Source organism: Bacteroides sp. AF39-11AC (assembly GCF_003474285.1).
Lineage (GTDB): Bacteria > Bacteroidota > Bacteroidia > Bacteroidales > Bacteroidaceae > Bacteroides.
On sequence record NZ_QROH01000011.1, the window covers coordinates 162,087 to 188,288 of the forward strand.

Here is a 26,202-nt window from a genome sequence, read left to right on the forward strand (position 1 = left end):
AAAGCATATTTTTCAGATTGAAGCACAGAAAAAAAACATATCTTTGTTTGCATTCTAATACTTAAATAAATACGAATAACCCCATGAGAAAACATACATTGCTGCTTTTATTATTTTTTTCTTGTTTAACAAGCAACATTTGTTCGTACAATCTGAGACAGATCAGTAATCGGGACGGTTTATCCAACAGTTCTGTCACTTGCCTGTTTCAAGACAATGAACGTTTTTTATGGATCGGAACATATGACGGGCTTAATATGTATGACAGCCGGAATATCTATATTTATAAGCCCGATATCAACAACCAAAACAGTTTATCAAGCAATGTTATCAGAAATATTATAGAGACAGACAGCATTTATCTGTGGATCAGCACCAAGTGGGGACTTAACAAGCTATCGCAACAAAGCAATACCATAGAGGCGTATTACAATGAATTCGGAGAAAACTCTTATATGGCTAAAGACAGCCACGATAATTTGTATGTTCTTAGCAAACCGGATGTCTTGTCTTTCTATTCTAAAGTTGAAAATAAATTTATCGACCTTCCTGTACATAAAGGAATAGAACATAATACAGTGTTGGGTATGCTGATTGATGCCCAAGATACTATTTGGATCAATCACCAAGGAATTCTGGAGAGATATACTGTATCTGACACAGGCTCTGATCAACCCAACATTAAAAGGCATAGTGATTTTAAACATGCTCAGCCCATAGAGTATGCATTCTACCATAAGGAGAAAATCATCATAGTCGATTCTATCGGAGACATTTATTATATAACAACCCAAGGCATTCATTTTGTTAAAAATCTGAATAAGCTTATTAATGAGAGCGGAGAAATCGGCTCTATTATTTTCGATAACGATGATCTCCTCATTGGCTTTAGAACTAATGGCCTCATTCGGCTTGATGCAGCTAAAGGATATGAATTGGAAAAAATAGAAATTAATTGTGGAGTATTCTCATTATGGAAAGATGAACAACAAGACATTATCTGGATTGGTACAGACGGGCAAGGTATATATGCATGGACCAAAGATGAGTACGCTTTCAACAACCTGTCATTAAATCAATTGCCCATAAATAAAAGAAGACCCATCCGGGCCATTCATACAGATCAACAAAACACTCTGTGGTTGGGAACTAAAGATAATGGCATCATCAGAATTAAAGATTACGATGTTGCTCAGGAATATTCGACAGCTAATATAACCCATTTCACTGTCAAAGACGGATTAACCAATAATGCAGTCTTTGCTTTTACTGAAAGTAAGAGCCATCCTATATTATGGATTGGGTCGGACGGTCCTGAACTAAACTATTATTCATATCGGGACAACAAAATACACTCGCTTATTAACAATACAAACTCTAGAATTGCACGCGTACATTCCATGAGTGAGACCTGCGACTCATTGCTATGGGTAGGTTCTGGAAGCAGATTGCTCCGAATCAGCATTGAAGCACATGGAAATACGATTAAAGCCAAAGATATACGTACCATTTATTTCAGAGTCCCCAACAGACAGCAGTACAATCAAATATATTCCATTTATCCGGAGAATGATTCTATTCTCTGGATTGGAATGCGGGGAAATGGAGTCATTCGCCTGAATACACAGACCGAAGCCTATCAGCTTATCTCATTCGATAAAAATGGAATAGCTCCAATGAACGACATTCTCTGTATACATCAAGACAAAAATAAAATTATATGGATAGGCAGCAGTTACGGCCTCACCAGATTGACTTTATTACCCAATGGTGAATACGATTATAAAAACTTCAATGAAAATGAAGGATTACCTAATAATACAATACATGGTATCGCAGAAGATCCTCAAGGTAACTTATGGTTAAGCAGTAATACTGGTATCATTCTATTTGATTCACATAAGAATACATTCCGAAACCTTAATCATAAAACAGGATTAAAGGTTATAGAGTTTAGTGATAACGCTTACTTTCAAGACAATACAAAAAAACGATATTTCTTTGGAGGCGTAGATGGTATTGTATGGATAGAAAATGGGGGGAAAAAAAGAAAAGATTTCATTCCGGATATTTTCTTTACCAAGCTCAGGATATTCAATAAAGACTATAACATATCCGAATTTGAAAAAAGCAAAGGTAATAAAAGAGAAATTGTATTGAAGCACGATCAAAATTTCTTTGCTGTTTCTTTTGTTGCCATGGACTTCATCAATGGAGAAAATAGCAAGTACTCCTATAAACTGGAAAATTTTAGCAATGTGTGGATGGACACGCGCTCCAATGAAGCGCAATTTACCAATATTCCTCCCGGTAACTACATCTTGCGAGTGAAGTATAATGATGGGATCAGTAGTAATGAAAACTTAACTCAAAGTATATACATCACCATCCTTCCTCCCTGGTACTGGAGTATTGCTGCTCAAACAATCTACGTTCTACTACTTATAGGAGCAGGGGTAGGGCTTTTCCGATATATTCGTTGGAAGTACGAACGGAGAAAAGCTTCTATCGACAGAAGGCTGAAAGAAAAATATAAAGAAGAAATGTATGAAGGGAAGTTACGTTTCTTCACCAATATAACACATGAATTCTGTACTCCGCTCACACTTATCTACGGACCATGCGAAAGGATACTCAATTATGAACATAGTGATAACTTTATAAAAAAATATGCCCAGATTATAAAATCAAATACCGAGCGGCTTAACAGCCTGATACAAGAAGTCATCGATTTCCGCCGTATGGAAACCGGTAACCAGATATGCCACATACAAGAATTGAATATCAGCGAATTGGGTAACGGAATCATTGAATCATTTGATGAATTGGCCGAACAGAATCGAATTCAGTTGGAAACAGACATCACTCCGGATATCATTTGGGGAAGTGACCACAACGGCTTTACTAAAATCCTCAATAATCTTATTTCCAATGCTTTCAAATACACACCGGAAAATGGGACTATCCGTATATCCATAAAAAAAGAAGAAAATAAACTGAGCATTAAAGTGTATAATACGGGAAAAGGTATCAGTAAAGAAAACCTTCCGTTAATATTTAACCGGTACAGTATACTCGACAACATCAAAGAAAATAGTATAAAAGGCTTATCATCCAGAAACGGATTAGGGCTTGCCATTTGCCAGAGTATGGTAGAATTGCTACATGGAACCATTAACGTAGAAAGTGAAGTAAATCAATATGCCCAATTTATTGTGACTCTGCCTGCGCTTGAAGCCACAGAAAAAATGGGAAATATACAACCACACGAAACTGCCAAAATTGAACTGCCCAATTATAAAACAGAGGTAACACTGCCCGAAACTGTCAATAACGAAGAAGAAACTAACCAACCGGAAAACACAATACTGATTATTGATGATAATAAAGAATTGTTGTGGATGTTGAAAGATATATTATCAGACGAATATACAATCTTAACTGCCGAAAACGGAGAGGAAGGGTTGGAACTATTGAAACAAGAAACTCCGAATCTGATTATCACAGATATCATGATGCCTAAAATCGATGGAATCACCCTGACTAAACAGCTGAAAAACAATAAGCATACTGCGCACATTCCATTGGTAATTCTTTCGGCCAAGAATACAACCGATGAGAAAATAGAAGGTATAGAATCCGGAGCGGATGCTTACATTCCCAAACCTTTCAATACACAATACCTTAGAACCATTATCAAACAACTTATAAAAAAACAAGAAGAGTTAAAGCAATACTATAACTCTTCTGCAAGTGCATTTGACTATAGTGGAGGACAGTTATTACAGAATGAGGATAAAGAATACCTGCAAACCGCTATAGAGATTATCAATGAAAATATGGATAATGCAGAGTTCGGGCCCGATGAATTAGCCAAGGCGATGCAAACCAGTGGCAGAAATTTATACCGAAAGTTCAAAAAACTAAACCAATCATCTCCCAAAGACTTCATAAAAGAGCAAAAAATGAAATATGCTGCAAAATTGCTGTTAACAACAACATTAAATATACAAGAAATCATGTACCGGATAGCGGCTACCAACCGATCGCATTTTTATAAAGAATTCGCCAAACGTTATAATCAAACTCCCAGGGAGTACAGGGAAGCCAATAAGCAAAAAGATGATTCCCTTATTTGACGAGGTCTTTATTTCTTAGCAATCACTACGTAAGTAGTGCCTTTGCGTACTTATTAATGCTTTTGGGCTATATGCTTTATCACCGAACTACCGGAATAGTCACCGGAAGGGAATGTTATATCCATCTGTTCTCCATTCAGGCTTAATTGAACAGACTTCTCTTTATACAGAGGATCAGCTACAGCTATTTCATATTGTCCGTCTTTCTTCTCAATGTATAACAAAACTTTTTTATTGACTGCCACTACCAGATCATCTGAGAACCGTATTTCACCCGGTTCATAAAAGACGACAGCATACTGTCTCTTATTCTCATTGGTAATCGCTTGTAACCGCTCCGTATTGGCTATAATTTTGATTTCATTCTCAAACTTCTTATCTGTAAAATAAGAGAGAGGCTTATCAGGCATTATTATGTAGCAATAATCCTCATTCTGTGGAGTAGTGCCATGCGAAATCCATAAACTAAAAACCTCTTTTGTAACAGGTTTCTCACTTGCCGTTACTTCAAGTTCTCGCCAGGAACCCGTTTGCTTGGCTTTTCTCAACGTTACACTCTCATTTTGCGGGAAAATATACCCTACATTATCATGGTAAGCCCAGTCTATCTTTTTGTCGGACAAGTTATCCGTTAGCCGGTATGCATGTCCTGACAAGCCATATGTAACCTCACCATTTGCCAGACATTGATTTACCGAAGTACGAACTTCCTGCGTACGGGCCGCCTTAATGCCACTTCCCATACATACCATAGCATCTCCCATAAAAAAGTAAGCTTTCCGAGCTTCCACACCCTGATAGGCATGTTCATAAGCCATTACACCATTATGAGCATTACTAACACCTCCGCCAAATTGATTCGAACCAAACAAATACCAACGTAGATCGGCAGTCGACTGATTAGCAACTGCCGTTGTTCCCGGTACCCGTGTCCAATCCCAGACAACAAAGACGTCATCATATTCATGACCGGTAGTCATTATGTTAGTTGCTCCTAACGGCAGATAATAACCTTTCAAATTCTGCCCGTTCAGCATTTCCGTACCGTTTGTTCGTACAGATATGACTTTAGCAGACATATAATAATCAGATCCATGATGAGTCATGATGTTTGATTTCCAAAAGTGTGTATTTCCTGGTACCGGAAAGGCTTCGCCACTAATATGCCGCTTCCATGCCTCATAATTTTCTGCATGAGCGGGATCAACTTCTTTCATTAAATCCAATGTATGCGTGGACATATTACTCAAGCAATTCGGGCGACATATCCCCCGCCCAATCGTTCCAAAATCATATGCCATTCTATATCCGAACATCTGTGTCCCTTTCAGAAAAACATCTGATACCAACTTAATCTTATCCGAAGTGAAGAACTTCATAAAAGATGTTTTATTAGCTAAAGTAATATACTCTGCCAAGTCGGACAGTAGTGACATTCCATATCCACCCGAATAAAGTTGAGGACGGTGCTGATGAATACTATTATCTCTTTTCATTCCTTCATCATCTTTCTCTTCTACATATATGGTAGAAGCAATGGAAGAAAATCCTTTGGCAATTAACTCATAATTATCTTCTATACAGCCCTTATGTATCAAGACTGCAGATACCCATGTTCTATTCTTTCCTTTATGGGCCACATTATCTGTCTTATCAGCCAGATAAGAAGAAAGCCTCGTCACATCTTCTCTTTTCAACTCTTTCTTCAGCAAAAGAAGAGGAATCATATATTGGGAAGGGGCACCGATATCCCGGTACCACCAATTTCCAGAATCTGGATTAGCTATCCGGAAATAATCTAACCCAAGAATTATTTTCTTTCGCAATTCCTGCTCATGAAATAATTTATTTCCGGGTTTACTATAAGCCAATGCCATGTTCTTTAATCTCTTGAGATGACGCTCTGCATCGAAATAGAAAGTCACTGTCTTATAATCAATATCTTTCCAGCTACCATCAGTTTGCATAACAGCCAAATCCTTTTCCGCTTGAGAAACGTCTACCGAATCCGACAAATATTCCTTCAACAATCTATTATATAAAATCTCTATATCCTTCTGTTTCTCTACAGCATAGCCGTATTCTCCCCAAAGGCATAACACCAAACATATAAGTAGTAACCTTTTCATAATCATTCTTTATCTATAATCATCACCGCCGCACTCATTGCCGGAACGGAGACTTTAATATATTCATTCTGTGGTTGATATTTCTCTCTCATATTTAGTTGAAAACTTCCATCAGCTTCTACTTCGGCATCGGCAAAACGTATTCCAGATGAAGAAACCGGAGAGGGTGCTGTAAGTCTAAGCAACTGAACCGAAGCAGGAGTGTCATTCAGCCGAACTGTAAAGGAAATATCATCTTCACTTTTATTTAAAAGAGTAACTTTCAACGTTTTGCCATTGACACAAGCATAAGCACTACTGTTAGGAACAGAAGGTGAAATCACAGAAGGAACAATGTTGCCACCTTCACTTCCATATTTAAAAGCAAGCATCGCATAATAGATAGGACGAGGAGTAGGAATTCCTTTCTCATTCAATACAATAGGTGCATATTTGCTAACACTACCACCATGAAAATTCACTCCCACCCCATTATTCAAAGCTACACTCCACATATAGTCTAACGCCCACAAAGCAGAAGCAAAAACATTGCTCACTCCTATTTTTCCACCTTGAGAGACTGTATTACATTCTGCCATACGATAAGTAGTCCCGTATCTTTGACATAAACAATTCAATACTTGTAAATAACCTGATAAATGATTATCCGGCTCCAATATAGTTTTCCAATTCACTGTAGCATTTTTACCCGGTGAATTGTAATGATGTCCGGTCATCAAACTTATTTTAGCAGAATAACTGTTCAAGAAAGACTCAAACCAACGGATATCTCCAGCAACTGCTGGTCCTGCTATAGCAATGTCAGGTAACCTCTCCTTTATCTTCATATAATGTAGAAACCATTCTTTTTCATAATCGCTCACTGTATAATTTACAGGGCGCAGATGTTTGTAATATAAATCAGGTTCATTACCTATCTGAAGAGCATAAAGAGCATTCTTTAAGCGTTTTGTTACATATGCAGCTTCATCCGAGTTTTTCTCAGGATTATTCTCTCCCAAATTCAGTCCCCAAATAACCTTCCATCCAGTTAAATCTACAAATTTTGAAAAAGTATCTACATCTGTAGTAGTTAAAGAATCCTTTCTCATATAATCAATACGAGGCATACCTGTCCATGAAATCTTATCACTACTATTTCCTCCTAACCGTAAGATTCCATTTCCTAAATTTTTCATCATTTGAATCAATACAAGATTATCAGGATGCAGATAACAGGAATTATCGGTCAACTGAGACATTTCATAGCTGAACCCCAAAAAGTCAGAAGGTATGATGGTATGTAACCGATAATCGGAAAGTACAGTCACTGTAACAGGTACTTCTTTTTCACCTTTTATATCCAGCCCAAATAAAACAGTTGTTCGGGTAAAAAGGAACACAATAATAATGAAGCGCAACTTTTTCATCATTGATATCTTTCCAAAAACCTGTTTGAGACATATTTTGTATAGTAATACATTCCCTAAATCAATTAGAATAGAATGTTTATATGAGTCAACAAATTCACAATACGTTGTTAAATCACCATCAGTCATTAGATTTGCTTTTTCAGTATTAGAAGCCTGAACCAGCTATGCTATTAATTCTGGTTTCGACGGTCTTTCCTAAAGCCAAATTGACAGTTTATTCTGTATCAGGGCTCTGACCATCCTCTTCTTTTTCAATCACATCATTATCATGACAGGAAATAATAAAAGAAGAAAACAATAAAAGAATGGCACTTCCCTTAAAATATTTAGTCAAGTTCACGGCATTAAATGTTAGGTTCTTAATTTACAAAAAATGAGACCATCTTTAGTAAGGAGTCAGCTAAATAATAAACTAACTCCTTACATTGCATAACTACTTAGTTATAATTAAAAATATCCAGGATTCTGTTCTTCCTCATCAGAACCACGAGGATTCAGTCGGTCAATATGCTTTTGAGGAATTGGACGCAATTTGTGATACTCTTGAATATTCTTCATTGCATCTGGATTCCATTTTTTTACATACTCAACTAATTTCTCGCAACGTACCAAGTCTTCCCATCTTGTGTATTCACCTAAAAGCTCACGTCCTCTTTCATCCAACATAAAATCTACAAAGTTTACCTTCAAATCATCTGCTGTCACTTTTATATTTTCATAAGTAGATTCCGTGTTGTCCATTTCTCCACCTTCTTCCAACCAATATTGAGGTACCTTTTTCTCACCAGACTTCCAAGAAGCACGTTCACGAATAACATTAATCAAATCAGCAGCCAAATTGTAATCTCCCCTACGTCCTGCCGCTTCCGCAGCAATCAGATAAGTCTCACCAAGACGCATGCGCACCCATTCACGTACACCTTTTTGTTCATTTGCTGTTTCTCTTAATGGGTCCTCATATTTCAGCAAAATAGGATAATATCTGTTATTCTTACTTGGATCATTCTTATCCCATTGAAAATATTTATACTTATATGTTCTATTTTTAGGAGCATTTAAGCTATAATAGATTGCAGTATCTCCTATAGCTAAAGAAGAAGTTGCTTTATTACAATAATAAGTCCATTTAAAACTCTTATAAAAGCGAGAATCATTTTTGCGGTCAAACAATTCAAACATCGTTTTATTGGTAGCGCGATGAAAACGATAAGGACGACCATTAGCTATATCACGCATCATACCTGGTTGATCTTCATACCATGATCCCCAATATAAATGAGATTTATTTCCATCTCCATTATATATCGGATCAAGAGTGAACTGAATAGCAAAGATAACCTCTTGATTTCCCATATTGTTAGCATCCCACAAATCTGAATAGTTGTTCAATAGAGTATATTTAGAGCTATCTATCACTCTTCTAGCATAGTAATAAGCGCTATCCATATCAGTTGACAATTGCCCACGCTGATCAGTTATTGCACTACCACGTGTAAGATAAACTTTAGATAATAAATGAGCAGCAGCGTATTTAGTAGCCTTACTTTGGTCTGCACCTGTAGCTGATTCCCTGAGATGTTCTGCTGCATATCTTAAATCGCTAACAATTAGTTTATAAACATCTGCAACAGAGGAACGTTTAAAGTCTGTCTGAGGTTCTTGGATTGCTTCAGTAACCAAAGGTATCTTGCCAAATTGCTGAACTAAATCGAAATAAAAGTATGCACGAAAGAAATTCATTTCAGCTCCATAACTCTCTTTCTCTGCTTCCGATATACTCGCCTCCGGCAGGGCATCTAAGACAAGATTTGTCACTCCGATAGCTTTATAATGGTTTTCCCATAAACTATACAATTTCGATTCTGTTGGTGACAAAGTCGCACTATATAAGTTATACGGATAACTTAATGCTCCCTCCGCACCTGTTATCAAGTCAGTGCCTAACTCTGTAAAAACATTAGAGAACTCCCCACCAACTCCAAAGCGCATATAAGCATAGGTCGCATCAACAGCAGCCAGTATGCCTTGTTCTGTTTTATAAAAATCACTTGTGATACGAGGAACTTCTTTCTCTGAGAGAAAATCATCACAACCTGTATTTATCAGGGAAGTAAATCCGCAAACCATCGTAAGAATTATGCCGATGCTTTTTCTATATTTTATAGTTTTCATTTTATTCTTATTTTATTAGTTTAAAAAGAAACATTCACACCAAATATCCAACTGCTTACACTCGGTGAAGCATAGGTTGCCGCTCCTTCCGGATCGACTCCTGTATAATTCGTAAACACAAGAGGATTCTGTGCAGTAACATATAAGCGACAATTAGACAAGGTTGCTTTATTAACCAGACTCTTAGGTAATGTATACCCTAATGTTATTGTTTTAACACGTAAAAAATCTGATTTTTCATAATACAATGAAGACTCATACTCTATATTATCATACAACCTGTTAGGACGCGGATAAGCATTAGTCGGATTATTTGGAGTCCAATAATCAAATTTCACACTATTATTACGATAAGACTGGTGATTCACGCGAATTGCATTTCTCAACATTCCGCCTAAAGTTCCATAAAGAACAACATTCAGATCAAAGCCTTTATAAACAAATGTATTACTAAGATTAAAAATATGTTTGGGACGTGTTTGTCCAAGGATCATACGATCATTATCCGCAGTAATTTTATGATCTCCGTCAATATCTAGCAATTTAATCATTCCTGGCGCAAATTTGTGACCATTCTTATTATATTTTTCTATTTCTGCAAGATCTTCCGGAGTATCCTGCCAAATACCAATTTTCTTATAGTCATAATATACCCCAAGCGCTTCGCCTATAAACCAGCTATTGCCTATATCATCTACTTTCCCATTATACAATTCTACAATTTCTTCCTTATTAGTTGAATACATAAAATCTGTAGACCATGTAAAGTTCTTATTTTGTATATTTACAGTAGATAAACTAACTTCAATACCTTTATTCCTCGTCTTACCAACATTAGTAAGTACACTCGTATAGCCAGAGACAGCAGGTAACTGACGGTCAAGCAGCAAATCATGTGTATTTTGCAGATAAGCATCAACTGTTCCACTCAAACGTCCACGGAAAAAACTGAAGTCAACACCTACATTCCATTGTCCGGTAGTTTCCCAAGTCAATGTTTTATCCGGCAAGCTGGAGGAAGTATAACCAATTACCATATTATCTTTATAATTATAATACTTCTTTGACAACAACCCTTTTGTTTGATAAGGATTAATAGAAGTGTTGGCAGTTACACCATATCCAAAACGTAATTTCAAATTATCAAGTTTATCAAAATTCTTAAGGAAGTTTTCCTCATTTACTCTCCATGCCAATGAAAAAGCAGGGAAAGAAACCCATTTATGTCCGTCAGCCAAACGTGAAGAGCCATCATAACGCATTGAGAATGTTGCATAATACCTACTTTTATAATTATAATTCAAGCGCCCCATGAAAGAAGCAAGACTCCATACCTGGTTATTACTGTCATATCCTGTTATATCCAATGCTGAGGCAATGTCATTAAAAAGCAGATCATCCGAAGGCAAATCCTGAACAGTAGCACTTAAACTTTCAGTTCTATTGCGCTGAACAGATTGCAATAAAGTAACTCCGATAGAATGTTCTCCAAACTGTTTATCGTAAAACAACAGATTTTCAAAGGTATAAGCATAGGTTTGTTGAGTGGCATTCTTTGCCTGATTAGGATTACCTTGTCTTGCATTTGAAGATAAGAAAGAGTAATCCTGACGAGAATGGAAATCAATACCAATATTGGCACGATACTTAAGTCCATCCAACGGAAGCTTAATTTCTCCATAGTAACTACCTAAGAAACGGTTAATCTTCAACGGATTTACTACAGCATTAGGCTCCAAATATTGAAGAGGATTCCACCATTGGGAGTCACCACCCGAGGTCATCAACGTAGGTACTCCATCTTCATCATACAATCGCCCAAGCGGATTAACACGCCAGCAATCCTGGAAATTCGAACCTCTATTCTGTAATGAATGACTAAAATGTGACTGTCCGCCTATCTTCAACCAATTAGTAACCTCCGCATCAACACTCAACTTTACCGTATAACGCGAGTAATCTTGATTCTTATAAATACCTTCATTCCTGAAGTATGTAGTATTAAAAGCAAACTGCATTTTATCACTTCCACCTCTAATGCCGAGTTGGTGATCAGTCACTATGCCCGTACGCTCTACTTCATTCCACCACAAAGCACCGGAACGCACTTTACTGGGATCATAATTACCGTTTTCATCATAAGCCATTGCAACAGATTGCCAAGTATAATCATCACCAGTAAACGAGGGCAATGTTTTATCCAATTCCATATTAGGTACTGCGGAATCATATTGGCCGGCAGCTCTATAAGCTTCACGCACATACTCCGCATATTCAGCTCCATCCATTAATTCCAGCTTGTTTTGAATAGTCTGAATACCATAATAGCCATTATAATCAACCTGTACTTTTCCTTTTTTACCTTTCTTTGTTGAGATAATGATAACTCCATTAGCACCTCTGGAACCGTAAATAGCTGTAGCCGAGGCATCCTTTAAAACCTCTATCGATTCTATATCACCAGGTGCAAACAAATTAGGAGCTGTTGAAATAGGAATACCATCCACAACATACAACGGATCATTACCTGCTTTGATAGAACGTGTACCACGAATAAGAATAGACGGAGTAGCTCCCGGAGTCCAACTTGTGTTCTGTATCAATACTCCCGGAACCTTACCCTGAATAGCCTCCGCTGCAGATAATGCAGGACTCTGCAACAGTTTTTCAGAATCAACAGAAGTAACAGAGCCAGTCAAATCTCGTTTCTTTACAGTTCCATAACCTACTACTACAACCTCATCCAATTCTGAAGCTGCCTCAGTTAAAACAACATTTATCACCGTCTGCGTACCAACCTTTTTCTCAAGAACATTGTAGCCAATATAGCTAAACTTTAAAGTCGAATTTGATGAAACATTTATTTCAAACTTTCCATCTACATCTGTTATTGTACCATTAGAAGTACCAAGTTCCACTACACTGACTCCTATTAACGGCTCATTTTTCTCATCAGTGACTAATCCTTTTATATTCTTCTTTCCCTGACCATAAACTGTAAACAGAGATAAACACAACAATAGTAGGATTACAGAAAACCGTTTTCCTCCTATTTTTCGTTCACTTTTGTTTGTTAGCATAAAAATGTTTTTCATATTAATATATTTTAAAATTGGTTCTATTAAAAAAGGTATTTATTAAAAAAGACAAATACCTTTAAAGTATCAGTATGCACATTTTACCAAAAATCAAATTATCAAAAAGTATTCTAATGATATTTTTTTAGCAATACCTCCAAAAATCAAAAAGTGTTTTTCCATATTCATCGTTATTTTTAGAAATTAATAATATAGTATCTCTATCTTAATACCTATAAAAAACTAAATACACTATTGAAAACGTTTGATGTTGTTTCTACATGCAAAATTAGCGTATAAACGATACGCATATATACAATATCTCGCCAATATCATGCTTATATCCGCAATGTGCAAAGAGAATACATTTATGGCGAAATCGAATACAACTACCTTTTAGCAGGAATCATCCCTCAATCATAAAACTCAAGTTTTAACTAAATTTCATCCTCTTAAAATAGAAATTCAGCCAAATAGAATTTTGGAAAACTCAATCAGAGCACTATCTTTGTTCACTAGTTAAAGTTATTAATGCCAAGAAAGCTACTACTCATGAAATATTATATTCAAATATCTTTGTTGTTACTATTTTGTTCTATACAAAATATCAGTTCACATAATCTTAGGCAAATTAGTAATCGTGACGGTCTATCAAACAGTTCCGTAATTTGCTTATTTCAAGATGAGAAACGGTTCTTATGGATTGGAACTTATGATGGACTCAACATGTATGATGGCCAAAAAATCTATGTTTATAAGCCAGATATCAATAATCAAAATAGCCTTTCAAGCAATGTCATCAGAAAAATCATAGAAACAGATAACTACCTATGGATTAGTACTAAATGGGGATTGAACAAACTATCACAAAGAAGCAATACGATAGAAGAATATTATAATGAATTTGGTGAAAATTCATATATCGCAAAAGACAGTCAAGACTATTTATATGTATTCAATAGGCCAAATACATTATCTCTATATTCAAATTTAGACAATAAATTTATAAATTTCTCTATCTATAATGAGAAAGAATTAGACAATGCATCAAATTTTATTGTTGATTCGCAAGATACGATATGGATAAATCATAAAGGTATAATGGAAAGGTATACCATATCTGGCAAAAAAACGAATAATCCTCAATTAATCAGACATCCGGACTTTATACATCCTCACCTTATAAAATATGCTTTTTACAGTGACGAAAAAATAATTATGGTAGATTCTGAAGGAAACATATTTTACAAGGATAGAGAGAAGCTACATTTTGTCAAAAAGCTAAAGAAATTGATTCAAGAAAGTGGCAAAATCGGAGCTATTGCTTTTGATAACGATGACATTCTTATTGGATTTGAGACTAATGGTCTTATACGACTAATAGCTGAACAAGATTACCAAGTAGAGAAGTTCAACATAAATTGCGGCGTATTCTCTTTGTGGAAAGATAAACAACAAGATATTATCTGGATTGGCACAGACGGACAAGGGGTATATGCATGGACAAAAGACGAATATACATTTACTAATATATCACTCAACGAACTTCCGATCAACAAAAAAAGACCGATTCGTGCCGTTTACACTGATAAATACAACACCTTATGGTTAGGTACAAAAGATAATGGTGTGATAAAAATCAGCAATTACGATACTTCAAAAGAGTATTCAAATGATAATGTTACACATCTTACAACTCAAGAAGGACTCACTAATAATGCTGTTTTCGCATTTGCACCAAGCAATATATATCCTGTTCTATGGATAGGTTCCAATGGCCCCGGTTTAAACTATTACTCTTTTTCAGACAATAAAATTCACTCATTAATCAACAATACGAATCAAGATATCGTCCACGTACATTCCATGAGTGAAACAAACGACTCACTATTGTGGGTAGGGGCAGGAAATACTTTATTGAAAATCGGCATCCGACAACATAAGCAAGGGCTTGAAGCTAACAAGATTCAAGCATTTAACTTTAAGGTTCCGCATAAGCAGAAAAATAATCAAATATATGCCATATATCCGGAAAACGACTCTATCATCTGGATTGGGATGCGTGGTAATGGTGTCATCAGATTAAACTCTCATACTGAAGATTATTCTTTCATCTCTTTTGATAGAAATGGCATAGCCCCCATGAGTGATATATTATGTATACATCAAGACCAAAATGAAGATATATGGCTAGGTACGAGTTATGGATTAACCAAACTGCAAATCTCGCCTAATGGCAATTATGACTATAAGAACTTTGATGAGAATGAGGGTTTACCCAATAATACAATACACGGAATCATTGAAGACAAAGAAGGGCATCTATGGTTAAGCAGCAATACCGGCATTATATTATTTGACCCTCAAAAGAATACATTCAGAAACTTTAACCACAGGACAGGATTAGATATAACTGAATTCAGTGACAATGCATACTTTCAAGACAAGATAAAAAACAGATACTTTTTTGGGGGAGTAAATGGCATTGTCTGGATAAAAAAAGAGAAAAAGAAGAAAAGCAGTTTCGTACCTGATATCCACTTTACGAAAGTGAGGATATTCAATAAAGAATATAATATCCATGAATTTGAAAAGAAAGATAGTAATCCTCAGAATATAGTACTGAACTATGACCAGAATTTCTTTGCAGTCTCTTTTGTCGCCACAGACTTTATTAATGGTGAAAACTGCAAATATTCTTACAAACTTGAGAATTTCAGTGATGTATGGATGGATACACGCTCCAATGAAGCTCAATTTACCAATATTCCTCCCGGAGACTATACATTGAAAGTGAAATACGATGACGGGGGAAACTGCAATGATAATTTAATCCAAAGCATCCGTATCATCATTCTTCCTCCCTGGTATCTAAGTATTGCAGCTCAGATAGTATATATATTATTGGCTATTGGGGCAGGATTCGGCTTCTGGCATTATATCCGATGGAAATATGAACGAAGAAAAGCCGTTATTTCCAAGAAATTAAACGAGAAGTACAAAGAAGAAATGTATGAAGGTAAACTGCGCTTCTTCACTAATATCACACATGAATTCTGTACGCCACTTACCTTGATCTACGGACCATGTGAAAGAATATTGCAACATGAGAATAGTGATGCTTTCATAAAAAAATATGCTCAGATTATAAAATCAAATACAGAACGTCTCAATAGCTTGATACAGGAGGTAATAGATTTCCGGCGTATGGAAACTGGTAATCAGATATGCCATATACAGGAACTGAATATCAGTAAACTGGCGAAGGAAATTATAAATTCCTTCGGTGAGTTGGCAGAACAAAATCAAATCCATCTGGAAACTGATATCTATCCGGAAATTATGTGGAAAAGTGATTATAGCGGATTCACTAAGATTCTGAATAATCTTATTTCGAATGCATTTAAGTATACCCCGGAAAATGGAACAATCCGCATATCCATAAAGGTTGAGAGAGACAAACTAAATCTAAAAGTTTATAATACAGGAAAAGGCATTTGTAAAGAGAGTATTCCACTCATATTTAACAGATATAGTGTACTTGATAACATTCAGGAAAATAGTATTAAAGGACTTTCTTCCAGAAATGGATTGGGACTTGCCATCTGCCAAAGCATGGTAGAACTGCTAAAAGGCACTATTGAAGTAGAAAGTGAAGTAAATCAATACGCTCAGTTTATAGTAAACCTGCCACAACTTAAAACAACAGAAAAAGCGGAACGTGTATCGAATGAAGAAACTCCTAAATCTGAACCTTTGAACAATAATAACGATATTGAAGTGACTGTAAGAGACGATTACGAAAAAAAATCCAACCAGCCGGAAACAACCATTCTGATGATAGATGACAACAAGGAGTTACTGTGGATGCTAAAAGATATACTATCCGACGAATACTCCATTTTAACGGCAGAAGATGGTGAAGAAGGACTTGTTTTATTAAAACAAAAAACACCGGACCTTATCATTACAGACATTATGATGCCTAAAATAAATGGAATCACCTTAATCAAACAGCTCAAAAGTAACAAACATACAATGCATATTCCATTAATTATCCTCTCTGCAAAGAATACAACCGACGAAAAAATTGAGGGCATAGAATCCGGAGCAGACGCCTATATCCCCAAACCATTTAATCCTCAGTACCTGAAGAGTATCATCAAACAACTATTAAGAAAACAGGAAGAATTAAAGCAATACTATAATTCCTCAGCAAGCGCCTTTGAATTTAGTGGCGGACAATTGTTGCAACATGAAGACAAAAAATTCATGGAAACTGCCGTTGAACTAATCAATGAAAATATGGACAACACCGAATTTGGTCCGGAAGAACTTGCAGAAGCCATGCAAACCAGCAGCAGAAATCTATATCGCAAGTTTAAAAATCTGGATCAGTTGCCTCCTAAAGATTTCATCAAAGAACAAAGAATAAATTATGCAGCCAAATTACTATTAACCACAACATTGACGATACAGGAAGTTATGTATCGAACAGCTTTCACAAATCGATCACATTTCTATAAAGAGTTTGGCAAACGATATAATCAAACTCCTAAGGAATATAGAGAGAATAATAAATATAAAGACGATTCTCTCAACTAAAAAGAGCCCGTACATACACCAGAAACTTAAGGCAAGAATGAAAATGATATTCACTCTTGCCTCAAATTTATATTCAGTGAACACCTCATATATTCAGGCTCTCTATTTTCCCGACCGTTAACGTGACTGGTCCTAATAAACCAGATTCAACAAGAGGTGAAGTCTTATCATAATGCTTCCAAGTTGTAAATGCAATTCTACCTCCCGCAGGCTTTGGTTTACCCTGCATATACCATTCAGGAAGTTTCTTGATACCACCGTTGCGTAATGTAGAATATTTATTTGGAATATCCTGATAATTATAAACATTCTCTTCAGGCAGGTACTCATCACCAATCAATCGGTTAACCCATAAATTTGTAACACGAATTTCTATCAGATTATCTCCTTCGCACAATAACTGCTGTATATCAATACCATAAGGAGGAGCCCAACAAATACCAGCGCGTTTTCCATTCACCAACACTTCAGCAAGTACTTCTACTCGGCCCAGATCCAAGCGCAAACAAATATTGTCCTGCAAATAGATACTATTTATAGATAACGAATAGAGATAAGTTATCGTTCCCGAAAAATGACGAACCCCAAAATTCTCCTCTAAATGTAATGAATGTAATCTGGCTAAAGTAATATTCTCAGTTACTCCCATATTTTTGGGGAACCGAACAGTCCAAGGACCGTTCAATGGAATACATGCAGGAAGAGTATCAACATATTTCCGAAGACTTGTATGCTCTGCAATAAATTCATAAACACCAGCCTGCCATGCAACAAACTGATGGTTGGGTAACCATGAAAGCACCTGCTCACTTGGATGAAACGGAGCAGGTATCCCCTTTTGGTAAAGGTCCGTTATTTCTGTTTTGTCAATACTGTAAGGATGGACACATAGATCACAGAGTCCACCTTCGTAAGCATCTGCTTTACACAACAAGTCCGAATGAGATGTTTCAAAGTGTACAGTTGTGTCTGAAGTTGTTCCTGCTCCGGCATATACTCCATTTATCCAAAGATGCGGTGTGTTATCCTGATAAACTAAAACAAAATGGGTCCATCCCGATAATGGTCTGGGATTTCGGTATACAGCTTTATTATGTATAGTCCGTTCATAGACAACGACTCCATTCCGACCTACTGACACCCCAAGGGAACTATGCCCTTTTCCATGCCGCCGCTCTCCTTCCAAAGGATAAATAGCAAAAAAACGAGCACACATATCACCGAGCTCCTGTTCTTCCGTCATGGCTATATCCACCTCAGGCTTTATCCAACAAGTAATACTAAAATTTACAGATAAAGAATCCTGTTTCACTACATTTCCAATAGCCGGAAACAAAGAAACGCCATTGTATTTCACATCTGTGTACTTCCGTTGTTTTTCAACTTTACGAAAAACAACAAACATGGATCCTGCAGGAGTTAGATTAAGAGGTATTTCTACGCCCTCGTTATCAGTGCGATAGATCGGGCACTGTAGAATTTCAGTTGTATATGGATCCCATAACTCCGGAATATAACCTTTTATCCGGAAATGAGCCGTTCCTTTCTCGTGCGCTCGCTTACGATTTGCAACGAAGTATATCTCGGCTCCTTCTTGTTGATAATGGATAGCATGAACAGATGAATTTCCTGTTTCAGAACGATAAACAAAGTCGGGAGACACACCTAACCGATTAAAAATGATTTGCAGATCTTTTCCTTCATGCACGTTCGGGTGCTGCCAGACTTTTTGCGCCAGTGCAGCAAACTCATCCTCTTTCTCTCCATCACACAAACCTAAGGTATGCAGTGGTCTTTGCCCAACCAATACCATTCCCTCACCTACCAATCGGGCCAGTGTCCGCAACGTATGTAATGACATTGTTTCCGATTTGAGTAATACTAAGAGCTTATAGCCATCAAAACGTGTAGCAGGAAGAAGAATCTTTCCATCCTTGATATGTGCTTTGTCCAGCATTTCAGTATTTACCATGTCATAATCATACCCTTCCGGAGGAGACAGCGGAGTTTGTTCCGGTTCAATGGTACTGCCAAAACTATCATCACCGTTATGATAAAGAATATCACCATAGAAAGTTGAACTCTGGAAAATGTACTGGCAACGATTCAAATAGTCAATCCATGCTTTCCCCGGTTTCCACCATGTATTGGTACGGTCGAAGTGTAGCCCCCATGCCCCCATCGTCATGCCCGGAGCGGCAGTAGGGTGTGGTTGGTGAGCAAATCTATGAAAATAAATTCTATTAAGCCCTCGAGTAAACATATAATCACCTAATGACTTTAGGGCATATGGATACAACAACCATTTGTCTGCATCCGGTTCAGAAGTAAAAGCTTCGGCACCGACTATTTTTCCGCCAAGCGTATGTGATATTGAAGCTACTTGTTTGACGGTACGGTTATACTTATAATTTGCCCAAAGCACAGTCTGGCCGCACCAGAATTCCCCCATATTAATGTCAAGTTGTTGTGCCACCTGCAATTCTTCCATCATATTGCCACCATAAGGCTCAGTATAAGTTATTATGCCCTTCTCTTTACATCGCTTTTGAAAATGCCCATAGTAACGTTCAGCAAACATATCAGCTCTGGTTCGTCGAAAGTCATACTTGAAACGCTTTGTACTTTCCTCACTCTCAATTATTTTATTGGCCAATACGGGTAAAAACGGATACAGCGCATACCCATGGTTTTGTTCAAAGTAGGCAGGCATGTCAGAAGTCCAATCCTGGTCACCCGTTTCATAACTATCTATTAGCAAACCAATCTTAGAATGTTTGGCTATTTTCTCCATTGCAGGCATCAGCCTTTTAAACATACAATTTAAGTGGTAGTCCAGTGCTTCTGTACTGAATTTATCACAATCTAATCCGGTCGATTTAGAGGGAGCCGACTTATTCTTCTGATCTTTGGCTGTTTGTCCAAAACGCATAATCAGCCACTCACCAGCAGGAACATCCCAAGTTAAAACACCACCCTTATCAAGCCTATTTGATAATTCAAGAATTGACAACCTGGGTATTACTTTCATATTTGCCGGAATAGCCAAACAATATGTATCTATGTAGTAATCAAACATATGTTTGGGAGTGGGCAACTGGATCCTGACTTGTTTCCCACCCGTTACTTTGGTTTCGCTCCACGTTATTATTTGCATAGCTTTATCCGGAGTGATCCACGGACCACCACTGGATGACCAACCGGGGCAATTGTGCATTGCAAACTCCAAACCCAACCTTTCTGATTCCTTGAGCGTATGCAGAATAAGATCTACCCATTCATCACTAAGCGACTCTACCGGACCAATAGGAATGCCACTTCCTGCTTCAAACAATTGATACCCCGCAATGCCATTTGCTTTCATGGCCTCAAGATCACGGGTTATACCATCTTTAGTTATATTACCATTCATCCAATGCCACCATGTATAAACTCCGGAAGAGAAAGGCGGATTAAGGAAAGCTGATTCGAGAAGAGCTGAAGAAGATTTAGATACCTTGTTCTTACAAACTCCCATAGCAAAAGTCGGACTAACCAAGCTAACGATACCTGCTGATGACAAAATTTTAAGAAAGGTGCGTCGTTCCATGAATAAAAAGATTTTTAGGTGAATTCTATTAATCATTGCATTTCTTTGCAGCAAAGAGAACAAAATCTTCTAATTCTCTTTGCCACATTCCATATTGAGAACAATTCTCAAATTGTCTCTACATGCAAATATAGGAACTCAACAACAAATACATATGTGGGATCTTGCCAGAATGATATCTAAACCCACAAAATACAAAATGAATACACTAATGGCTAGATTGAGCACAACACTGGCAAGCTCAATACTTATTTTATCATAAAAGTAAATTATTTTTTTCAGAAAATACAGTTCCAGACAGCTATTAAAGACGTTATTGTTCAATCTTATCCCCTCTAAAGAATGCACTACACCAACAGACGTTATTTCTTCAGTAACCGCCGCGTCAAATAATGCACCGGATACCACACCGAAAGGAATCCGACAGTAATCACCGTAATAAATACCAGTATTACATCCGTTGCATGCACACTGACAGGATAAGCATCCACAATAAAGCTGCCATTACCGCCACCTAAAGAGATAAAGCCAAAACGTTGCTGGATATAGCAAAGTAACAGACCAAGAACAATGCCGGAAAGTGCACCGAACAAAGATATAAGCCGACCTTCAAACAAGAATATGCGGCCTATCAAGCGGTCATCAGCTCCAAGATTACGCAGAGTCCCCACGTCTTCGCGTTTATCCAGGATCAACATGGAAAGAGAACCAATCACATTGAAACAGGCTATCGCAAGAATAAACGTGAGAAAAAGATAAGATATGAATTTCTCTATCTCCATAATACGGAACACATCAGCCTGCTGCTCATAACGGTCCAGTACCACAAAGTCATCACCCAGGATACGGGCAATCTTTCTCTGTACAGCCGTGGCATCCGCATCCGGCTTCAACTTCAATTCAACAGCCGACACCTCCGTATCATAATTAAAAAGATTACGAGCAAAGCTGAGAGAAGTAAGAATGTAGCGCGCATCATACTTCTGCTGATTAACAACAAACACTACACCAGGAGAAAAGAGGTAATCGCGATTAAAAGAAGCAGAAGGATTAGCCATATTCACACGTACATTCCGCTTGGGGGCATACACCTGAAGGGGATCAACAAACTGAAGTCCTGTTCCCAGCTCAGATATCAATTCCACTCCCAATACGCCATAATCTACGATAGAGTCATGCAGGATAAATTCACCTGCACCGTACAGTAAACTATCAATAGACGTAAGCTCCTCGAAATTATCTTCCACCCCTTTAATGATAGCCATAGCCTGACGGTCCTTATATTGCACCATGGCATTATCTTCCAATGTCTCTGTCCAGACATCAATTTCCGGCAAAGAACGCACCTCCTGAAAAGCAACTCCATTTGGTTCAAAGACTTTTCCCTCACGAACCATAATCTTCAGTTCCGGATCGAAAGCCGTAAAGAGACCTGCCACCATATCCTGAAAACCATTGAACACGGAGAGTGTACAGACCAACGCCAACGTAGCCAATGCCACTCCACACACCGAAATGCCGGAAATGATATTGATAGCGTTGTGCTTCTTCTTAGAGAAGAGATAGCGCCGGGCTATGTAGAAGGGAAGGTTCACTTCAACAATTCATCTATTTTCTCAAGATAATCCAGTGAATCATCCACAAAGAACTTCAGTTCGGGGATGATACGAAGCTGATGACGTACACGAGTTCCTAACTCATAACGAATAGACTTCATGTTTTCATTGATATTCTTAATCATCTCTTCTGCCTTTTCCGAAGGAAAGATGCTGAGATAAGCACGTGCAACACTCAGGTCAGGGCTGATACGCACGGCACTGACAGAGATCAATATTCCTGGCATGGACTTCGCTTGCAACAGGAAAATATCACTTAATTCCTTCTGAAGCAAACGGGCTATTTTATTCTGACGAGTTGTTTCCATAAATCAATTATCTATATTTAATGGCAAAGTTACGGAAATATCTTGTTAGACTAATGAATTATACTTTTTTTAGCACCAAAACGTAGCTTTTACTTAATAAAAAACTACATTTGCAGCAGCATCACAAAATAGCTCACTTTATGAAAGTATACATTTGGATAATACTACTATTTTTCTCATCCACTGGCTATGCAGAAGAGGATAGCCGCTGGAAAGATGCAGATGAAAAAATGCAGGAGCAACAGTATGAAGAAGCCGCGAAACTGTACGAAGAACTCAGTCAGAAATCAGATACCGTTTATGAGGAAATCAATTCCCGTAAAGTAAATGATATGAGAAAAATCTACTCTATTGATGAGTTAGAACTCGCCAACAGCCAGCAACAAAATCGTTTACTTTCATTAGCTCTTATCATCCTTCCAATTTTTATTTTTATAGCCGTAGGGTGTGTAGTCTATTTGAGAAAACAACGAAAAAAACTCATAGAATCGCAACAGAAACTACAGCAAGCACAAGAGGACGTAGAGAAAGCGACACGCAATAAAAGTCTGTTCATTTCGAACATGAGCCACGAAATCCGTACCCCTTTAAATGCGTTGTCCGGCTTCTCTGAAGTGCTGACCACTCCCGGTATTGATGAAGATACCCGAAAACAGTGTTATGAAATTATCCAGCTAAATTCCCGATTGCTGATTAACCTATTGAACGACGTAGTAGACATTTCCTGCCTTGACGTAAAGAATATGAAATTCGACCTGAAAGTATGTGATGCTGTTACCCTTTGTGAGGGCATCGTTCAGACTGTAGAGGGTATTAAGCAAACACAAGCAGCATTATCCTTCGAAACAGACCTCCCCTCCCTAAAAATAGTAACCGACACTTTCCGCCTGCACCAGGTACTGATTAATATATTAGTCAACGCTACCAAATTTACCAAAGAAGGCAGCATCATCTTACGGTTAGAAAAAAATGCAGATGGTATGGCACAATTCTCCGTTACCGACACCGGTTGCGGTATCCCGTTGGAAAAACAGCCTACCATATTTAATCGTTTCGAACGGGTAGACGAGAAATCACAGGGAACAGGTATCGGTTTATCCATTTGCCAGTTTATTATCGATCAACTGGGTGGAGATATCTGGATAGACCCGGAATACACGAATGGATCACGTTTCATCTTCACACACCCATTAAAACAGGAAGACAAGGCATGAAAAAAGTTATTCTTCTTATTCTGCTTCTGGCAGGTATACCTTTCCTGACAAGAACACATGCATCCACGAAGCAGCAGGTACGCGACAGTATATTCCAGGCAGCCGCTGCCATACCCAATGATTCAATCCGTTGCGCATTTCTGAGGGATGCATTCCAGCAATATATCGGTCAGGAATCAGCTACTGAATATCTGGATTCCGCAATAGAGCTTTCCCATCGTAAAAAGATACATACAGAAGAATTATGGGCACTCTTCGATTATTGCCGTCAATATGAATATCTCACTGACATTATCAATCAGCAAAAAAGACTATTAATACTGAAGGAGGCCAGTTACCTGTATAAGGATTATGCTTTCTATTACACGATGTGGATCTCTGTACTTCAGGCACGATGTGCATTGGGAGATACAGAATATGCCATCATGCAAGCTCAAGAAATGAAAGATGAAGCAATTCGCCTTCAGTATACGAAAGGAACTTTCATTGCTGCCCTCGCATTGGCACAAGCATATGACTTTGCCGGGCGATATGATGAAGCTATCGAAACCTACACACATGCTTTAAAAGAATACCCTACAGCCAACGAAAATGCATTATTAATGATCCACGGAGGGCTGGCTAAACTTTATAAAAAACAAAAAAAATATCCACAAGCCATCAGTGAATATCAAAAACAATCTGATGTTCTCACAAGTGTGTCCAAGGGACTTCCTTTATCAGATACCTTTAAAACGACATTTCTGGAAATAGAAACATCGTTATGCAAAATCTACATGGATATCGAAGATAAAGAGAAACTAATCCAACACTTGAAAAGAGCAAAGGAATATTATGATGACAATATTTATCTTGGTGCTTATATAAACTACCATAGTCTGTGGGGAGCCTATTACAAGCTTACTAAAGAATGGGACAAATGCTTCCGGGAACTTGACATAGCATTGGCAGCCTGTCGAGGTAACGCCCCTTTTAATGAAAATGACTTGCTTAAAGTGAAAGCAGATGCTTTGATGCAAACAGAACAATATAAAGATGCCGCCATCTTGTATAAAATAGCAACTATAAGAAGAGATTCTCTCAACCAGGATATGTTGCAAAGGCATGAAGAAGCACATCAGGCCAACTATAAAATTCGAAAAGCCTTATTGGAGAAAGAAGAACTGACTAAGCGATACCGCTATATACAGCTATGTGCAGGTAGTGTTATTCTATTAATACTGATTTTTGTCATTGTACGCGCCTACTACATCCGCCGTCAGTTACAGCATGCTGAAGAAGAAACCCGGAAGGCTCTTGATAAAATAGAGGCTGCCGACAAAATGAAAGAACGTTTCCTCCACAACATCACTTACGAAATTCGTATACCGTTGAATACCGTAGTCGGTTTCTCTGAATTATTATCTTCTGAAAACGATTTGACGGAAGAAGAAGTAGAAGAGTACTCAGTTACTGTAAAGAGCAATTCCGCCAAGCTACTAAGGCTTATAAATAACATACTCGATTTATCACGTCTTGAAGCCGGAATGATGCGCTTTACTGTACAAGAATGCAATATCGTACAACTTTGCCGGGAAGCCGGGATGATCCTAGAAATGGAGACTCCCGGTATTGTGAAATCAACCTTCAATACTGAATTGGAAATATTGCAAGTTGAAGTTGATAGCAAGTGGTTCCTGAAACTTCTGACTTCACTTATAACAGTCCCCTATGATTATAAAGGAGAAAAACGTGAAGTCGAATATACCTTAAGTCAGGAAAATGAAAATCTGAAGATAATGGTACAACATAGTCCACTCTATCAGTGCTGGGAAGACGAGCAGGAACAGCATATTCTGCATAACATCAATCGTCTTTATGTGGAAACTTTCAAAGGATGTTACCAAATAGAGAAACAAGGAGAGAAAAAAATAGTTTCTATCATATACCCGATATCCTGAA

Annotated in this window: 11 protein-coding genes; 4 read left to right on the forward strand and 7 right to left on the reverse strand. The window is 37.6% G+C overall.

Annotated features, from left to right (window positions below; all coding sequences use genetic code 11):
* Positions 1–83 precede the first annotated feature (83 nt).
* Positions 84–4,139 (forward strand): response regulator, encoded by a 4,056-nt coding sequence (locus DW036_RS22150; protein ID WP_118466227.1) that lies wholly within the window; start codon positions 84–86, stop codon positions 4,137–4,139.
* Between the two features lie 53 nt (positions 4,140–4,192).
* Here DW036_RS22150 and DW036_RS22155 read toward each other — a convergent pair whose 3' ends face one another.
* From DW036_RS22155 to DW036_RS22175, 4 genes are all read right to left on the reverse strand, one after another.
* Positions 4,193–6,268 (reverse strand): polysaccharide lyase family 8 super-sandwich domain-containing protein, encoded by a 2,076-nt coding sequence (locus DW036_RS22155; RefSeq protein ID WP_233560514.1) that lies wholly within the window; start codon positions 6,266–6,268, stop codon positions 4,193–4,195.
* A 2-nt stretch (positions 6,269–6,270) separates the two neighbouring features.
* Entirely contained in the window at positions 6,271–7,806 is a 1,536-nt protein-coding gene (locus DW036_RS22160; protein WP_233560515.1) for a glycosyl hydrolase family 79 C-terminal domain-containing protein, read from the reverse strand.
* Positions 7,807–8,127: 321 nt separating this feature from the next.
* A complete protein-coding gene (locus DW036_RS22170; RefSeq protein ID WP_118466229.1) occupies positions 8,128–9,852 on the reverse strand; it encodes a RagB/SusD family nutrient uptake outer membrane protein in 1,725 nt (574 codons plus the stop codon).
* A gap of 20 nt (positions 9,853–9,872) precedes the next feature.
* The gene (locus DW036_RS22175) at positions 9,873–12,932 is read right to left on the reverse strand and encodes a TonB-dependent receptor (protein ID WP_233560516.1); all 3,060 of its coding nucleotides are present in this window, start codon (positions 12,930–12,932) and stop codon (positions 9,873–9,875) included.
* A gap of 549 nt (positions 12,933–13,481) precedes the next feature.
* On the opposite strand from DW036_RS22175, the gene DW036_RS22180 reads away from it, so the two are divergent.
* Positions 13,482–17,534 carry a response regulator gene (locus tag DW036_RS22180; protein ID WP_118466231.1) on the forward strand — a complete coding sequence of 1,351 codons (4,053 nt, stop codon included), beginning with the start codon at positions 13,482–13,484 and terminating at the stop codon, positions 17,532–17,534.
* A gap of 85 nt (positions 17,535–17,619) precedes the next feature.
* Here the strand turns inward: DW036_RS22180 and DW036_RS22185 are convergent, their stop codons facing one another.
* The 3 genes from DW036_RS22185 to rbfA all read right to left on the reverse strand — a co-directional run bounded on the left by DW036_RS22185 (position 17,620) and on the right by rbfA (position 23,047).
* Positions 17,620–21,123: a glycosyl hydrolase gene (locus DW036_RS22185; protein ID WP_118466232.1), complete on the reverse strand. Its 3,504-nt coding sequence runs from the start codon at positions 21,121–21,123 to the stop codon at positions 17,620–17,622.
* A 362-nt stretch (positions 21,124–21,485) separates the two neighbouring features.
* A complete protein-coding gene (locus DW036_RS22190) occupies positions 21,486–22,718 on the reverse strand; it encodes an FtsX-like permease family protein (protein WP_118466233.1) in 1,233 nt (410 codons plus the stop codon).
* Positions 22,715–23,047 carry a 30S ribosome-binding factor RbfA gene (gene rbfA / locus DW036_RS22195; protein WP_022391688.1) on the reverse strand — a complete coding sequence of 111 codons (333 nt, stop codon included), beginning with the start codon at positions 23,045–23,047 and terminating at the stop codon, positions 22,715–22,717. The genes DW036_RS22190 and rbfA overlap by 4 nt, the downstream gene beginning before the upstream one ends.
* Positions 23,048–23,187: 140 nt before the next feature.
* On the opposite strand from rbfA, the gene DW036_RS22200 reads away from it, so the two are divergent.
* Together DW036_RS22200 and DW036_RS22205 are read left to right on the forward strand one after the other, a co-directional pair.
* A complete protein-coding gene (locus tag DW036_RS22200) occupies positions 23,188–24,261 on the forward strand; it encodes a sensor histidine kinase KdpD (protein ID WP_118466234.1) in 1,074 nt (357 codons plus the stop codon).
* Positions 24,258–26,201 (forward strand): tetratricopeptide repeat-containing sensor histidine kinase, encoded by a 1,944-nt coding sequence (locus DW036_RS22205; RefSeq protein ID WP_118466235.1) that lies wholly within the window; start codon positions 24,258–24,260, stop codon positions 26,199–26,201. The genes DW036_RS22200 and DW036_RS22205 overlap by 4 nt, the downstream gene beginning before the upstream one ends.
* Position 26,202: the final 1 nt, after the last annotated feature.